This is a genomic window from Marinomonas transparens, from assembly GCF_016463975.1.
Classification (GTDB): Bacteria; Pseudomonadota; Gammaproteobacteria; order Pseudomonadales; family Marinomonadaceae; genus Marinomonas; species Marinomonas transparens.
In genome coordinates this window covers 1-16,414 of record NZ_JAEMNX010000042.1, presented here as the reverse complement: position 1 = coordinate 16,414, position 16,414 = coordinate 1, and the positions used below count along the sequence as shown (strand labels likewise).

12 protein-coding genes are annotated in these 16,414 nt (G+C 46.5%); all 12 read left to right on the top strand.

Annotated elements, in window-relative coordinates; all coding sequences use genetic code 11:
• The first annotated feature begins 492 nt into the window (after positions 1-492).
• On the top strand, positions 493-1,587 hold the full coding sequence (locus I8J31_RS20285) for a sigma 54-interacting transcriptional regulator (RefSeq protein WP_199470404.1): 1,095 nt from the start codon (positions 493-495) through the stop codon (positions 1,585-1,587).
• A gap of 352 nt (positions 1,588-1,939) precedes the next feature.
• On the top strand, positions 1,940-2,179 hold the full coding sequence (locus I8J31_RS20280) for a hypothetical protein (RefSeq protein WP_199470403.1): 240 nt from the start codon (positions 1,940-1,942) through the stop codon (positions 2,177-2,179).
• A gap of 46 nt (positions 2,180-2,225) precedes the next feature.
• A complete protein-coding gene (gene tssC, locus I8J31_RS20270) occupies positions 2,226-4,169 on the top strand; it encodes a type VI secretion system contractile sheath large subunit (RefSeq protein ID WP_233402935.1) in 1,944 nt (647 codons plus the stop codon).
• Between the two features lie 54 nt (positions 4,170-4,223).
• Complete coding sequence (locus tag I8J31_RS20265) at positions 4,224-4,832, top strand: type VI secretion system tube protein Hcp (RefSeq protein ID WP_199470402.1); 609 nt, start codon at positions 4,224-4,226, stop codon at positions 4,830-4,832.
• A 13-nt stretch (positions 4,833-4,845) separates the two neighbouring features.
• Entirely contained in the window at positions 4,846-5,226 is a 381-nt protein-coding gene (locus I8J31_RS20260; RefSeq protein WP_199470401.1) for a hypothetical protein, read from the top strand.
• A gap of 127 nt (positions 5,227-5,353) precedes the next feature.
• Entirely contained in the window at positions 5,354-7,198 is a 1,845-nt protein-coding gene (gene tssF / locus I8J31_RS20255) for a type VI secretion system baseplate subunit TssF (protein ID WP_199470400.1), read from the top strand.
• On the top strand, positions 7,162-8,262 hold the full coding sequence (tssG, locus tag I8J31_RS20250; RefSeq protein WP_199470399.1) for a type VI secretion system baseplate subunit TssG: 1,101 nt from the start codon (positions 7,162-7,164) through the stop codon (positions 8,260-8,262). Before tssF ends, tssG begins: the two co-directional genes overlap by 37 nt.
• Positions 8,263-8,796: a hypothetical protein gene (locus tag I8J31_RS20245; RefSeq protein WP_199470398.1), complete on the top strand. Its 534-nt coding sequence runs from the start codon at positions 8,263-8,265 to the stop codon at positions 8,794-8,796.
• A complete protein-coding gene (tssK, locus tag I8J31_RS20240) occupies positions 8,793-10,181 on the top strand; it encodes a type VI secretion system baseplate subunit TssK (protein ID WP_199470397.1) in 1,389 nt (462 codons plus the stop codon). Before I8J31_RS20245 ends, tssK begins: the two co-directional genes overlap by 4 nt.
• An 11-nt stretch (positions 10,182-10,192) precedes the next feature.
• Positions 10,193-10,936, top strand: coding sequence for a DotU family type IV/VI secretion system protein (locus I8J31_RS20235; protein WP_199470396.1), 744 nt, complete (start codon positions 10,193-10,195; stop codon positions 10,934-10,936).
• A complete protein-coding gene (locus I8J31_RS20230; RefSeq protein ID WP_199470395.1) occupies positions 10,921-15,018 on the top strand; it encodes a type VI secretion system protein in 4,098 nt (1,365 codons plus the stop codon). The genes I8J31_RS20235 and I8J31_RS20230 overlap by 16 nt, the downstream gene beginning before the upstream one ends.
• Before the next feature lie 38 nt (positions 15,019-15,056).
• Complete coding sequence (tssA, locus tag I8J31_RS20225; protein ID WP_199470394.1) at positions 15,057-16,184, top strand: type VI secretion system protein TssA; 1,128 nt, start codon at positions 15,057-15,059, stop codon at positions 16,182-16,184.
• Positions 16,185-16,414: the final 230 nt, after the last annotated feature.

Here is a 16,414-nt window from a genome sequence, read left to right as displayed (position 1 = left end):
ACATTCGGCACTCGCCTCGAATAACAGGCTTTTATCCACATTCTGATGCCTACATGGATGTAGGCTATTAGGGCAATGCAGGAGCGATTGCCGTGACAAGAGGGCCTGTTCAGACCTTCCTTAAGTAGTGTCAACATGTGTAATGGTTATTGGTATTTAAATGCGTACTAATAGATATGGCTTGTTGCGTAAAAGACATTATGTGTCTTTATAAACCCCACCCTATTGGGTAAAAAAACACCCGATATGACCTCTAAAGTATGGCGCTAAAGAGGGGGAGAGAGCTTGAAATAGGTTTTTCAGTTAAAAATGAAGGGTTGGCCTTTTTTTTGCTGTAGTAGTATTTTCTGTAGTACTAAGTACTTGTTTGTAATCAATTATATATTTGCTCAGAGAGTTATTTAATTTCAATAGGACTTCTTTTTATAAAAGGAAGACTGAAAGAAAGTCTTACTATCTAGTGTTGACCTAGTAAGAAAAAGGGAAGGAAGCATGAATATTATCGATAGTAATATTATAGGGGAATCTAAAGCCATAGAGCTTATGAGGAACTCGATCAAAACAATGGCGCAGTATCCAGCAACCGTTTTGATTACGGGGGAAACAGGCACTGGCAAAGAGTTGGTGGCAAGGGGCTTACACTATGGCGGAGAGCTGTCCAGTAGGCCTTTCATCGCTATCAACTGCTCTACCTTTTCAGATGAATTATTTGCTAGCGAGCTTTTCGGCTATAAAAAAGGGGCTTTTACAGACGCAAAAAGTGATAAGGAAGGGCTGTTGATTTCAGTCAATGGTGGCACTATTTTTCTTGATGAAATAGACAGCCTATCGCTAAAGTCACAGGCCGCTTTATTAAGGGTTTTGCAAGAATCGGAGTTCAGGCCAATTGGCTCAAATAGCGTATTAAAAACCAATGTGCGTTTTATTGCCGCGGCTAATTGTAACCTAGAGACAAAAATGGCTAACAAGGAATTCAGACAAGATTTGTACTTTCGGCTTTATATTTTATCGATCAATGTTCCTGCGTTAAGAGAGCGTAAAGAGGATATAGGCGTATTGATTGAGCACTTTATTGACAAGCTTAACTCACAATATGGTCTAAATAAGATGGGTATTAGCAGCCGATTAATGGCGAAATTTACCAATCATGATTGGCCCGGAAATATTCGGGAACTGGAAAATACTATCCATCGTTATTACTTGCTTGCCAGTGGGGAGTTATTAGATGATTCACCCGCATTAGATATGGGAGCAAATCATACCGCGCCTCTGTTATCTAATGATCTATCGACCGAATCGAACTACGACCATATAGACAACTCGGATCATGTTGCCATTTCAAACGATCTGATGAAGGGCTCAGCAGATACTGAGCTCGACGCAGAGACTAAGTCAGCCTATATGAACTTTTCTGATGCCAAGCGTAAAGCCATTGAGGTATTTGAAGCTAAGTTTGTTTCTCGGTTACTGCATCTAACCAATGGCAATGTCACCAAGGCGGCGAACTTGTGTGGTAAAGAGCGTAGAGCATTTGGCAAATTAGTTAAGAAATACCATGTGAAAAATAACGGTGTTAATTTGTATTGAAGCTTACCCTTCGTAGGTCATCCTCATAGCACCACTTATTTTTATAGTCAGCTGGACTATTGAACCACAATAACCTCCCCTTCTTTATTCTTCTGAAGAGTTCATTCAGTTCGTAAACGAGCGCCTTTAAAACCATTCCTTGTATTCGTTTTACTCCTTAAACATCACCTAAATCGCTCTTATTTAACCCACTTTAGGCGGGGGCTTTATGACCCTGATGGGTAGAGTTTTAGATCTCTATTAATCTGGGATAAATTTAAAATTCATTACAAATCAATGTCTTATATTTATTTCTTGAGTTGGCATTCATTATGCTCTAGTAAGATACCACAAACGCAATGAGACGAATCTGATGAGCATAAGTTACTACTATCAAACAGACGTAGCTCGGTTGATTAAAAATTATTTAAAGCAACATCCAAACAGCGAAGACACGGTATTAGGTATCACTGATTGGTGGGTTAAAAAGCAAAAAATTGTTGATTCTATGTCGGCAGTGGACAGTGCTCTAAAAGTTCTTGAATTACAGGGGGAGGTGAGTTCGATCACTCGAAATAATCAAACCTATTTCAGGTTAACAAAAAAGCCGTAGCTGAAAGTAATTCAATTCATTCACTTTGAAAGTTGGAGATTAAATTTTGGAAAGTAATCAGAAAAAATTATCCAGGGTGAGATCACCAAGAGTACACATCACTTATGATGTCGAAATAGGTGATGCAATCGTTCGACGGGAATTGCCCCTCATTGTTGGCGTGCTCGCTGACTTATCTGGGGCACCGAAAGAAGCCTTACCGCCCGTTAAAGAGCGAGAATTTGTCGAAATAGATCGCGACAACTTTGACGATGTCATGACCGGCAGCGATGTCAGGCTGGTCTACAAGGTTGATAACGTCATTGAGGTGAGTGAAGAGGCCAGTCAGCTTAATCTAGAATTGCTCTTCCATAGCATTGACGATTTCGAACCCATTAATTTGGTCAAGCAAATTTCCATCACCAATGCCGTCTATGAATCGAGAAATCGCATTCGTGACATGCTATCGAAATTAGATGGTAATGACCCGTTAGATGGCATGCTCGCAGAAATTCTCGCCGATGACGCCATGCAGAAAGAGCTAATCGATTTATTTTCTGCCGCAGAAGATTGGTCAACGGTGGAGCCCAGTGAGCTAGCCAATCGTATGTTAAAAGAAGGGCAGATGGCGTTAGACGAAAGCCAGATTCCCTATGCCTTGCAGCTCATTGGTGAGTTTGCCGTATCCATTTTAGGTGGTATTACAGACTTGGAGGGACGATTTGCTGGTGATCTGATGAACAATAAAATTGCTCAGATTGACAACCAGCTCACCAACCAAATCAATCTAGTCATGCATGCTCCTGAGTTTCAGGCGCTAGAGGCCACATGGCGTGGCTTGCATTTTCTCATTATGAATACCGAAACGGGCGCCTCGCTGAAAATTCGGCTATTGAATATTTCCAAACGAGACTTGCTAAAAGATCTGCAAAAAGCCGTGGAGTTTGATCAAAGTTCCCTGTTTAAAAAGGTCTATGAAGAAGAATTTGGTACATATGGTGGCGATCCCTTCTCTTTCTTAGTGGGGGATTATGAATTTGGTCGTCATCCAGAAGATCTGGAGCTATTGGAGAAAGTATCTGGTGTTGCTTCTTCCGCCCATGCGCCATTTATTTCTTCCGCCTATGCAAAACTCTTTGATATGGAAGACTTCTTTACGCTTTCTCAGCCAAGGGATTTAACCAAAATCTTTGAAAGTGCAGAGCTGATCAAATGGCGTAGTTTCCGTAGCAGTGAAGATGCACGTTATGTCTCCTTAACCCTACCGAAAGTATTACTACGTCTACCCTATGGGCCAGATACCGTGGTGGCAGAAGGTTTTGATTATGTGGAAGACGTCGATGGGTCGGATGCGCGCAAATATCTTTGGGGCAATCCGGCTTTTGTGCTCGGGCAAAGAATTACCAATGCCTACGCTAAGCATGGCTGGTTAGCAGCGATTCGAGGTGTGGAAGGCGGTGGTTTGGTGGAAGGTCTGCCAGCCCATACCTTTAAAACGCCAGCGGGTGATATCAAACTCACTTGTCCAACCCAGGTGTCTATTACCGATCGACGTGAAAAAGAGCTTAATGATTTAGGTTTCATGGCCATTTTACATTGCAAAGGCAGTGACAAGGCCGCCTTCTTTGGTGGCCAGACTACAGGACAGGCTTTGAAGTACAACACGGATGCTGCCAATGCCAATGCACGTATATCCACCATGTTGCCCTATGTGTTGAATGCCTCGCGTTTTGCCCATTACATCAAGGTCATTATGCGCGACAAAGTCGGTAGCTTTGCTACCAAAGATGGCATCTCGGATTACCTCAATAATTGGATTAGTAATTATGTGCTGGTTGACGACTCTGCCTCACAGGAAATGAAAGCCAGTTATCCCTTAAGGGAGTCCCGAATTGACGTGATGGACATACCGGGCAAACCGGGTAGTTATCGTTCGGTGGTCTTTCTACGACCACACTTCCAATTGGAAGAGTTAACGGCATCGATTCGTTTAGTGGCCGAATTACCTTAAGTAACGTTTTCTTATATTCATCTAATAGCGACAAAAATTAGAGAGAGATTGATCATGGATTTAATATTATTGCAATTTGGAAGAGATGGCATAACCAGCGGAGAGCTAAACAACGATGGTTCCGGAGTCGGCACCATGATTGATGGTGAGGCTGGTCCCGATTGGCTTGGCATTACAGAAACCATAGGCGGAATGTCCTTTAATGGCGCAAAATGCATTGAGTTAGTTTCCATTACTCAGGGCATCAAGCAGCAGGTCACCACCGACGTGAGCAATAATGCCCGTACTTCTGGTCGGCCGACCATTACCGACTTTACCTGTGTGAAGTATACAGATTCTACCTCGCCTAAAATGTATGACTTTTGCCTGCGGGCAAAACTGTTAGACGATCTAGGGACCGAGCCCACACTGATATGGGTGCTACGTAACTCAGGGGATCAACTTAATATTGTCATGGGTATTGAACTACGCCTGACAATGATCAGTGAAATTCATTTTCAATCTCATCCTAATGATATGCCGACGGAACAGTTCAAACTCAATTTTACCGAGATAGGTTGGCACCATCAGGTGCAAGGCGCCAATGTTAGCAATACGGGAGGCTTCTCTGCTGCGGCGTGGAGCGTGGCGAAAAACCGTCCTATTGCGGCGTTATCAAGCTAGAGTGGCGTTTTAAATGGCTAAGGCTTTTTTTGAAAAATTAACCCATGCGGGTCAAGCCATTGGCACCAAGCAATCCGTCATCAAAAATGTAGAAAACATCTTAAATTTTGGTGGCTTTCTGGATGCAGGAGTCGATGGTTATGGCAATCGAGCGGTATCCACCATGGAAGGCATATATCGCAATGGCTTAATGGCGGTGGTGGATCAGTCGCTCGATAATCAGCAGCAAATAGATCAATTCCAACAGAATATGCTGCAGGTGCTAAAAGTATACGAACCGCGCATTAAAAACATCTGGGTGCTCAACCTAGGTGCTGTTAAGCAGCGCTCCCGTTGTCAGTTGAAAATTGAGCTAGAAGGTGAGCAATTCGAGCAGGGCTTTGTCTTTGGCTAATAGAAAGTCGTTGATACTAAAGTGGCTAATAACAGGCAGCGGATGAGATAGATCCACTCGCGGTGATGATTTGGCCTAGGTACTGGCTGGCTATTTTGTATTATCTTAAGCGAAGGATGGAAAGATTATGTCGCAAAATTACCCCTTTTTTCAACAGGAAATGCGCTATCTACGTCAATCTGTAGAAGCCTTTAGCCATACTTATCCAGAAGTAGCGGCAGAACTGAAATTAAGCGCAGGTCGCTCGAACGACCCCCATGTGGAGCAACTACTGCAATCTTTTGCTTTTATGACGGGACGCTTGCGAGCTGACCTAGAGCAACAGAAGGATCAAATCCCCAACCAACTTTTGCACAGCCTGTATCCCAACCTAATGCGCTCCTTGCCTTGCATGACTGTGCTGCAAGCCAAGGTAGAAGCCGATGGGGCCAACTTCATCAATGGCTATCAGTTTGATAAAGGTCGGCAATTCATTGGTAGCGCCGCACGTACTGGAAAAAATGGCCAACAGGAAAAGGTCGAATGTTGCTTTGAAAACTGTTATCCCACCGAGTTGTGGCCGTTGGAAGTGGTCAATACACAGGTCTTATCCAAGAGTCTTTTTGTTGGTCTTGATGAACTTAATATCGTGTCAGGACAAATTCTGCAATCCGTTATATCCGTGAAAGTCGCGAACACCGGCACCGAGTCGATACGGGATTACCCAATTGAGAAACTGCGTTTTTATATCGCCGATGTCGAGCAAAGGGCCAAGCTGTATAAATTATTGAACGACGATTTAATTGGCATCGCAGTGCGTGTCGGCGAAAAAATTACACGGCTAGACAGTGCGACTAAACCGCTAGCACAAATGTTGCAGTGGCAGGGCTTTGATGATGATCAAAATGTATTACCGGATGACGCAGGCAGCCAACGGGCGTATCGACTACTGCAAGAGTATTTTGCTTTTGTGGAAAAGTTCTATTTTTTAGACATTGTCGACTTACACAACAGCGGTGCTCTCAATCAGGCACAAGAGGGCTTTGAAATTCTCTTTCTGCTCGAACAGTCCGCGAAAAATATCCATCTGCATAAGCATTGCTTTAGGTTGAACTGCTTCCCAGCGATCAACCTATATGAAAAAACCTTTAAACCGGTGCCGCTCCAGCACAACCAGCATGAATATCGACTATTAGCGGATGAGAGCCACTATTTACAAGGCGAAGTGCATAGTATTAGCCAGGTAAAAAGCATCTCCTTTAGTGGTCACAGTCAGGTTTTGAGTTCATGGCTAGGGCCGAACGGTAAAGGCAATGTGAACCAATACTATGTCACCCGGTTAACCGGGCTATTGACCCCAGGAGAACGTGGCTGCGATACCTTTTTATCCATTTATAATCCCGACTTTTCCCCTAGCCAGCCAGTGGATCAAACCATCATGGTAAAGGGCCTGTGTAATAACCGACGTTTACCTGAGGCCCTGCGCGAAGGGCAAGCATTACAGCTAGTGGGCTCTGGTCCCATGCTGAGTGCCTCCATTTTAGGCATGCCGACCAAGTTTAAAGGCGCCAGTTTAGAGGGCAAGAATAACATTAAGCTGTTGTCGCAACTGTCGCTTAATTTAGATGCCCTTGGCACGGGCAGTGAACGTTTGGCGATTCTCAAGCAAATTTTACGCTTGTACTGCGATCCACTGTCATCCACCCATAGTCGCCAACTGGAAGGTCTGGTCAGCATGTCATCGCGAGCAGTGACCAAGCGCATTGGTGGTGACATGTGGCGTGGCCATTGTCGAGGCAATCAAATTTCCCTAGAGATAAACGAAGACTACTTTTCTGATGCTAACCCATTATTACTGGGCAGCGTACTCAGCTATTTTTTTGGTTTATACACCACCCTGAATCATTTTGTACAACTGCAATTGATCAGCGACCAACGTGAAGGAGTGTGGCAGCAATGGCAACCACGCATTGGCGAAAAGGTTATTCTGTAACCCAACTCTATGCTCAACCCGATGCCGGCTGGTCATTTCATCAGCTAGCGCATTTGCTGTTGGGTATGGAGGTGGAAGAAGAGGCTGTGCTCGACACCCTTGCCCAGCGCGTGGCATTTACTGGGTCATTGTCACGTAGCCTACCGCCGGGGGAAATTCGTCGGGTGGTCTTAGCCAATGATGGACTGGAAAGTGAAGCGCCTGAAAATCAAGCGCAGCCAACAAAACCTGCAAAGATCAAAAGCAAATACCAGGGTGAAAATAACAAGCATGTGGTGGAATGCGCCCATTACAACCTAACCGGGCTAGATGGTCCCCTGGCGGAACCCTTCTCCGACATGATGCGCGAGGATGAATATTATGGCGAGGGCGCGATGGCGGCTTTTGTCGATGTGTTTAATAACCGTATTCACGCCTTGCGCTACCTAGTTCATGCGCAAACCAATTATACGCTCACCAATAGCCGAGCCAGCGAAAACGGTATTGGTGAGTTCTTATTGGCCCTGAGTGGTCATTATTATGCCACCCAGCGGGCTTTACATGGTCAGCAAGACGATACCCTATTGGCGCTATCAGGGCAGTTAGCCAATTGCCGCATGACCTTACCCACCATTAGACAGCTGTTTGATACGGTTTTGTCTCTGCCTGTGATTGCGATGAACAGTCTGATTGGCCGCTGGCTCACAGTACAAGACAGCGACCATACACGCCTTGGTTGTGCTAATCACCGTTTGGGACAAGAAGCGACCCTAGGTAAAAGGATCTGGGATCAACAGGCGATGATTGAATTAGAGCTAGGGCCAATCGATAGCCAAAGAGCCAGCGAACTGGTGCCCGGTGGTGTCTGTCATCATCAATTGCGCGACTTGCTAGCGTGGATTAGTGAAAGGCGAGTGGATTGTCGCGTTAGTCTCGTGTGCCAACCAGATGATGATGCCCAAAAAAATGCCACAACATTGAGTAGCGCATCAGGGCTGAGCAACCGATTAGGCTATGGCGCAGCGCTAATGGCGGCAACACAACGAGTGCAGCCTATTCGTTTTCTATTAGAGATGGTGGCCTAGATGATTAGCAGAAAAATATCCTATGGCTTGCTGTGCATAATGGCGCTCTTGCTTGCGGGTTGTGAAACCGCCGCGAGCCTAGGCAATAGCCTTGATAAAACCGTCGCCAAGGTAGTGCCCTTTTATGAATTTAATAAAACCCTTATCGAGTCCATTGACATACAGTCGGCGGCAAACAGTAATAATAACCTGCCCGTTGCCGTGGATATTATCTTTATTTTTGACGACAAAACCGCAGAGGCATTGAGCGCGTTAAGTGGGCCAGACTGGTTCGCTAATAAAAAAAGCCTATTACTGCGCTATCAACAGCAACTGGTGATGAGTGAATTGGAAGTGGTGCCCCAAACCGCCGAGCAAAAACTGGCCCTGCCTAGCAACTACTTCAAGGCGGTTAGCGTATTGTTATTTGCCAATTACCTCCACCAAACGGGTCAATATCAAGCCGATATCACTCAATACCATGAACTAAAAATTATCCTCAATAAGCAGGGCTATTTGCTTAAGGAAGGACAGCTTGAGGAAGACATACTATGAGCCAATTCAATAGTTTACCCCTGTCTGTTTGTTGGCATGAAGGCATGCTGCTATCGCCCCAGCACTTTCAACAAAACCATATCTACTGGGAAAGCCAACTGCAAAGCCTGATACAGGCGATGCCCTATCGATGGGGCATTATGCAGATGGCGATTGACGAGGCTAGGCTGTTAGAAGGCGTTGTCTATCTCACCCGCTTACGCGCCATTATGCCAGATGGTTTGCAAATCGATTACGACGTGCGTGAACATGCGCCCTTGCAAATAGACTTAAATAAAGACGCGCAGTTCGACGAGCAGGCTGAGTTGAAAATCCAACTGACCGTGCCGATTCGAGTATCCGGTAGCGCCAGTAATAGCTCAGATATTCAGCGTTTTCACGTGGTGGATGGCGAGCTAGCGAAAGACGACAATACCGGGGAAGAAGAAGCCGAGGTACTGCGCCTACAACCGATTATTGCTTTGCAAGCGACTAACCAAGTCAAGCAACAGTACATCGCGTTGCCCCTGTTGCAAGTAAGTAAAATCGATGGCGCTCAATACCAAATAACCGCCTATTGCCCACCTATGCTAGGCATAGGGGCGGATAACTTTATTGCTTCTCAAGATGCGCAGATGGAGCGTCTGCCACTGCAACCTCGACTACAGAATATGGCCTTTATGATTCGTAAAAAAGCGCGCTTGCTGGCGGGTTTTTCCGAAGATGGCGAAGAATTACTTGGTAGTCGAGTGAGTGAACAGCATCGGCTGTGGATCAGAGCCATGGTCCAGCATCTAGCCGAACTGGAACTGCTGGTGGACAGCGCAGTCAGCCCACCGTGGCAGGTTTATCAAGTCTTAGCACGTCTTATTGGCTCCCTATGTGAGCTTGATTCAAGTCGTATTCCTCCCAAGTTGCCGTCCTATCAACATCAAGATTGTGGCAGCGGCTTGGGCTTTGCTATTCGGTATATTGAGCAACGCCTAGAGCAAGTGAATTTACGCTATTCCAGCCTCGCCTTTGAAGAAGGGCAGGATGGCATCTTCACCATGACTTTTGATAAAGCCTGGAGCCGTAACGAACTGCTGATTGAGCTAAAACCACGCGCCAATCAAACCCAGTCTGAGCTCGTGCAGTGGCTGCAAAATTGTCGCATTGCGTCAATGAAAATGCACAAGGAGCTGTCGACCAAGCGTTTATTAGGCGCCAGTGTAGAGCAAGTCGAATACGACGAAATAACAGGCGTGACGGCGTTACCGGGTCATGCCTTGTTCTACATTAAAATCGATCCGGCCTTTATCAAAGCCGGGCAGCCGTTGGTGCTGGCCTGTACCAGTGGCAAGCTAAAAGCCATGCAACCAAAACGCATCGTGTTGCACCTGCCCCATGAAGCGGATATGAAATAGGACGCATGATCATGAGCCAATTAAACTTCAATTTAGTCAACGTGATGAGTCAGTTTTATCAGCAAATTGCGATGGTAAAGCGCTGGATTGTCCATGATCAATTGGCACTAGAAGCCAAAGCCATTTTAAAACTTCAAGTCATGCCCAATGATGAAGAAATTGCCACCGCGATCAGCTTGCACCTAAGTCAGTGGTTAGGTGATAAACGCTTATATTGGCAAGATAAATTAACTGAACGGCAGCGCTTTTTATTGGATAAAGCCTATTTTGCTATGACCGCCTTGGCCGATGAGCTCTTCATCCTTGAATTGGACTGGGTAGGGCGCGACCATTGGCACCAAGTGTTGTTGGAAGAACACTTTTACGACAGTTGCTCGGCAGGCGGTATATTTTATCGCCAGTTGGATGCCCTGTTAGCCGATGACAAGTATCAACCGCTGGAAGTGCAGCTGGCAGCAGTGTATTTGCTGACATTACGTCTGGGGTTTGTCGGGCGTTATCGAGAGGACACAGAGATACTAAAAGATTACCGACAAAAGCTATTTAAAGTTATTACTCAGCATCAGAGCAAGGCAACGGCACATATTCACGGCCAAGCTTACGAGCATTGTCTCGTGTCTCAACAGGAACAGCGTCTAGCCCCCTTATCGAATTGGTATCGGGGGGCTATTTACAGTGTCGGCCTGTATTTAATCATCGGGGTTGTGGTGTGGTTGCTATTGAATCAGGGGCTAGATACATGGCTACTGACCTAAAAGGCTTCATCAGATGGATAGATAAATCGCTATTAAATTTTGATCAGCTTAGGTCGAAAATAGAACATACCTATCATGATCTGGTGAGTCGACTCTACCCCTTGATTGAACAGTTCAAACCGATTTGGCAGGATCCGTTATGGCAGTTTATCGGCATTGTCTTGCTGATTTTTTTTGGTATTTTACTGGGTCTATGGCTGATCAAAAAAACCACCAAAGGGTCCGTTTGGTTAATAAAATCATTGCTCCGTGTGGTGACCCGGTTCGGTAAAACCCTGTTTCGGCCAATTCGTTGGCTGGTTCAAAAAATGACGGGAAAAAAGCAGCGGGAGCCGAGCAAGAAAAATTATCGGCAACGGCTTGGCGTGGTACAAATGCGCCGTGCTATCAACGCTATACAGTACTTGACCACCAAGCGTGAATGGCGCTACCAGGCTTCTTGGGCGCTATTGATTGGCGAGTCAGAGAGTGGCAAAAGTCAACTGATTCAGTCGGTCAAGCAAGGCCGACGGGCTCAATTACTACCCAAGGAAAAACGTCTATTAGGCGCCAACAATAGCTGGCATTTTTTTGACCATGGGGTGGTGATCGAATCAGCCTCCGACGCATTGGATGATAACCTTGAGCAACTTAATTGGTATCGTCCTGAGCGCGCGCTGGACAAAATCATCCTGTGTGTTTCGGCCAAATCCTTACTTAACCAAGAACCTCCCGCCGTCTTAGAGGCGCTAGGCGAGCAACTATTTCAACAACTGTGGAAAATCCAAAAAAAGACCGGCTTTGTCTTGCCGGTTTATGTGTTTGTGACCCAGTGCGATGAGGTGGAAGGTTTTGCCGCCTTTTGGCAAGCGCAAGGCAAAGAGGTCGAGCAACAAATGATCGGCTGGTCCAACCCTTATCGCTTAGAAACAGCGTTTAATTTGGCCTGGCTGAACGAGGCGTTTGGACAACTATTGAGCTCCATGCAAAGTGCACAATTACGGGTCGCCTCAGGTGGTGAAGAAATCACCAATATCGATCAATTTATGCTGTTCTTGAATCAGTTTTCCGCCTTGCAAGCACCGCTTACCAAGGTCATGCAAAGCACCTTTGCACGCAGCAGCTTACAAGAGGCTTTACCGCTTAGGGGCATCTATTTTTGTGGTCAACTAGAAGATAAAACCGCCTTTGTCGAAGACGCCTTTCAACAAAAAATCTTTGCTGAAAAACACCTGGGTTCGATACTTGAAAAACGTCGTTTTTCCAGTAATAAGGTATTACGACGGTTTCAATTCGGTGCGGTGGGCGCCGCACTGGTGCTGTCTCTGCTGTTGGCCTTTGATGTGACGCGGGTGGTCCAGTTCAATAGCTTTAGCCAAGCAAAATTAAAGCAACTCAACCCCATTGCATCAGACTGCACCGTTGAGGGGGCGGATACCTACGAGCTATTACAGGGTTTGAGTGATATTGGCCAGCGATTAGTGGCTTTCTCCATGCCCTTATCTTGGTTAGACATAATGGAAGTGAAAAAGCAGCAACTTATTGCGGTCCACCTACTCGAAAGTAAACTGTTTCCAAGCATGGATTGTCGTTTAAAACAGCGAGCTAATGCCTTAACCATCGCCAGTCAGGTTGCGTTAAAAAAAGGCAATTATCCGGCGTTAGTCACTCAGCTAAAGGATTACCAGAGTGCCTTAATCGCCTTTGAAAAAGCCCAACAGGCCTTTGTCAGTTTAGCGGGCCCACTAGAAAACAGCCAAGGTGTGAGCAAACAGTTAACCCATTTATTAAATTACCTATACAACAACTATGTGCCTGATAATACCGATCTAGACAGTGACCTGATTGTGGGGGGGGTGCGTCGTGCTCAGTTTTCCCCGCCTTGGATACGTAACGATCAGCGATTGGTGAGTCATCAACTCAGTACTAAATTCCTCGATACGCTCACCAAAGAATTGCATCTGGCGTTGTTGGTGCATGCGGAAGACATTCCCCTTGCACCACTGCAAAAATTTAACGCCCAAGCGGATCTAGTCACGACTGATCGCATTTTACCTGCGTCTTCTGTGATTGAAGATTACCAACGGCTAAGCCAATGGATTGACCATACTCGGCATGATTGGCTGTCCAGTTCAGCCGCCAGTAGTCCCTGTGGTCAACTGTCGGAACAAATGACAGCTCTGCGGCACGACCTAGTGAGACATGGCTTTGATTGGAATAAATTGAACCAGATGGTGATGCGTTTTTCGCAGCAATCTTGTGATCAAACCGTGCGTAATGAATTGGCAGAATTAAGTTTTGTGCCCTTTGGTGTGTTGTTTACCTTTGATCAGCAAGGCTTGTTGAGTCTATCTCCAGATTTGCAGCGATTGGCGGAAAAACTGCAAGACATTACTGAATTGACTTTTATACAAGACAGCTATCCACCGGTTATTGATTCCTCGGAAACCATAGTGCAATGGCAAGAAATACCGCTCCAGCAACTGGTTGATGCGCTGATTAATTTCCAGCAATTCTCGGCAGACCATAGTGATACGAATATCTTCGATACAACGTTAGCAGAGCGCTTTCAGCAGGTGACAGAGCGCCTGTTGAGCCAAGCCATGATTCGACCTGCCCAGCGCATTAAAGCGCCTAAACCAATTAATGACCTGATTGCCTACCATGAAAAAAGCGTCAGTGAAGCGGTCAAGAGCTTTAAGCAGGTACAAGAGCTGTTATTGCAAATTCAAATATTGCTACAGCAGCAGGGGGACAGCAGCAATGTGTTATGGCTTAAGCAGCAGGTACAAGCCTTTATTATTCAACAGCTGACACAGCTAGAAAAGCTGGTGGCCGAGTATCATTTATATCTACCTTTGTCCTCTCCCCAATGGCAAAAGCCTGATTTTGCTCAAGCTATGTTTAACCTCAGTGACCAAAAGCAGGCGGAACTCTATCTGACCAACCAGCAGCAAAAAATGAGCTATTTTGCCTTTAATTATGCCCAGCCACTACTGCAATATTTGCAGAACAGCGACACCGGATTAAGTAACCTCTTGGTGCAGCGTTGGCTGGCGACCCTACAAGATCTGGGGCGTTTTGAGCGGGGTGAGCCCAATAACCAAGTTACCCTTTTAAACGATCTAGTAACGCAAAAATTAACGGCTATCTCCAATGAGCAGTGCTCACAAAGTCACTTCTTTGATGGTGCCCATGGCAATCAAAGCTGGTTTGCCAAACGTCGTGGACAGATAGAGCAACAGGTCAATTTACACTGTAGTAGCGCTGATAAAAAAGCTTTGGTGACGCGTTATATGCAGTTAGCGCAAGCCTTTAATGCAACCATTGCAGGGCGTTACCCCTTTGCCGACAGTCAGCTAGCGGGTAATAAAGACCTTACAACCAAAGCCTTGCAAGCCTTTCTGGCGGACTATCGTCAAAACTCGGCTAACTTGTTAGCGGACTTGAATAAGCAACACCAAAAAGACGGCAGTATCCCTGATGCTTGGCTGGAGTTTATCGGCCAGATGAACAACATCAGCGACTTTTTTGCCCACACTTGGCAACCCAAGGCCAAGCGTTGGCAAGTTACCTTGGACGTGACTTTTGACGCGAAAAGCTATGACGCCAAAGGCCGTTCTTCAAAAGGCAGTAATCAGATTATTGAATGGACTCTGCAAAGTGGTCAAACCCAGGCGTTATTCCCGAATGGCGACACCAGCATTAGTTGGTCACCGGGTCAGCCTCTGCAACTGGATTTGCGCTGGGCGACAGGCTCGGCTTATGTGCCCATTGGTTTACCGGGCAGCCATTCTGCCCCCAGGCAAGTGGGCACCCGCCAAGGCTTGACGGCGGGCTTTGTCAGCCGTAGCCGATGGGGGCTGTTTGAATGGCTAGCAGTGTATGGCAGCGAGGCCAGAGAAAGAGAAGATGACGAAAACATTTTATCGTTTTATGTGCCAGTGGGTCTAAAAGGTGAACAGGTTCATTTAGAAGAACCCGCCTATGTCAGCCGTGCCAACTTGCTATTGCAGGCATTGGTCAGCGACGACAAGGGCGAACCGCAAGCCATCGCCTTGCCGCGCCACTTCCCCATTTATGCCCCCGGCTTAAATCACTGACCCCAAATCAATGAAATGCTTAACAAAGGAAAAACACCATGAGACTCGAAACGGCAATGCAATCCCCCGATGCCTATATGCAATGCCATATGGGCTATTCGTTAAGTCAATTACTGGCCCCCATAGGCGATGAAAAAGTCGGCGAGTCGGTACGTCATAATGGCGTGTATTCTTCTATCAAGGAAGCCCGCAAAGCGGATGACCCAACCTTGCCGATGGGGGTGTGGACCTACGACCTAAAGACCGCCGACTGGTCACAGGTCAAGAATATTGCCCTTAACGCCTTAGCGGAAAAGAGCAAAGACCTACAATTAGGCATTTGGTTGTTTGAAGCCAACTTGCATCTTGAAGGCATTGGCGGCATTGCTCCGGCGGCCTTGTTGATCCAAGAAATGTGCGCCGCCTATTGGCCAGACATGCATCCGAAAATGATCGATGGCGATGTGGAGTTTCGTACCAACCCGCTTAATTGGATCAATGAAAAACTCACCCCCATCATCAAAAGCCTGCCCATTACACAAGCCAAACTCGATGGTGAAGAACTCAGTTGGAATGACTGGGAAAGCGCCCAGCATTTTGAAAAACTGAAACAACAGAAACAGCTAAAAACCCCCTATGAAGGGCCCACCACTCAAGATTTTAAACAACGCATGGCGGCCACGGAAAGCGCCCATCTCATGGGGCTGGTGGCGCAAATAGAAGACGCCCTTCAGGCTCTGGATCATCTGCAAACTTGGTTAGATGACTGCTGTGGCGACGCCAGCCCGAGCTTTGGCGATATTAACTCCATCCTGCATCAAATTGACGACACATTGCGTCAAGAACTCAACCGTCGAGGCATCAGCTTTAGCCAGCAACAAGATGAAGACGACGCAGCCGATCACGACAACGGCAGTGAATCAGCCGATGGCTCAGGCGGTGGGGATCATGGCGGCAGCGGTGGAAACGGCAGCCTAGTGACCCGTGACGACGCCTTCGCCGCCCTGCGTAGGGCCGCCGACTTCCTCATTAAAGACGACCCCCATTCCATGGTGCCATACCTCATCTACACCGCCTGTGACTGGGGCAAACTCAGCGCCCCAGAACTCTACCAGGAAATCTTCCTACAAAAAGGCGGCCAGATAAACGTCTTTGAAATCATGGGCATTGAAGGCGATCAAGCGTGAGATAAATAATCTCCTCCCCCTTTACTTCAAGGGGGAGGCTGGGAGGAGGTCAGGGTATTTTGGGGGATCGAGAGGGACGGATAGGGCTTTATCCTTTCCTCTTGTAATGGGGGACGGATAGGGCTTTATCCTTTCCTCTTGTAATGGGGGATTGAGAGGCTGGACAGGGTTTTATTCCCTCCCCTTGTTAAGGGGAGATACCATCTTTCTAATCAAGCCTTTTTAGTCAT

Bases quoted from the DNA above. Each gene is read 5' to 3' on its own strand.
- I8J31_RS20285 (WP_199470404.1), top strand. From the start codon at position 493: ATGAATATTATCGATAGTAATATTATAGGGGAATCTAAAGCCATAGAG.
- I8J31_RS20280 (WP_199470403.1), top strand. From the start codon at position 1,940: ATGAGCATAAGTTACTACTATCAAACAGACGTAGCTCGGTTGATTAAA.
- I8J31_RS20265 (WP_199470402.1), top strand. From the start codon at position 4,224: ATGGATTTAATATTATTGCAATTTGGAAGAGATGGCATAACCAGCGGA.
- I8J31_RS20260 (WP_199470401.1), top strand. From the start codon at position 4,846: ATGGCTAAGGCTTTTTTTGAAAAATTAACCCATGCGGGTCAAGCCATT.
- tssF (WP_199470400.1), top strand. From the start codon at position 5,354: ATGTCGCAAAATTACCCCTTTTTTCAACAGGAAATGCGCTATCTACGT.
- tssG (WP_199470399.1), top strand. From the start codon at position 7,162: ATGGCAACCACGCATTGGCGAAAAGGTTATTCTGTAACCCAACTCTAT.
- I8J31_RS20245 (WP_199470398.1), top strand. From the start codon at position 8,263: ATGATTAGCAGAAAAATATCCTATGGCTTGCTGTGCATAATGGCGCTC.
- tssK (WP_199470397.1), top strand. From the start codon at position 8,793: ATGAGCCAATTCAATAGTTTACCCCTGTCTGTTTGTTGGCATGAAGGC.
- I8J31_RS20235 (WP_199470396.1), top strand. From the start codon at position 10,193: ATGAGCCAATTAAACTTCAATTTAGTCAACGTGATGAGTCAGTTTTAT.
- I8J31_RS20230 (WP_199470395.1), top strand. From the start codon at position 10,921: ATGGCTACTGACCTAAAAGGCTTCATCAGATGGATAGATAAATCGCTA.
- tssA (WP_199470394.1), top strand. From the start codon at position 15,057: ATGAGACTCGAAACGGCAATGCAATCCCCCGATGCCTATATGCAATGC.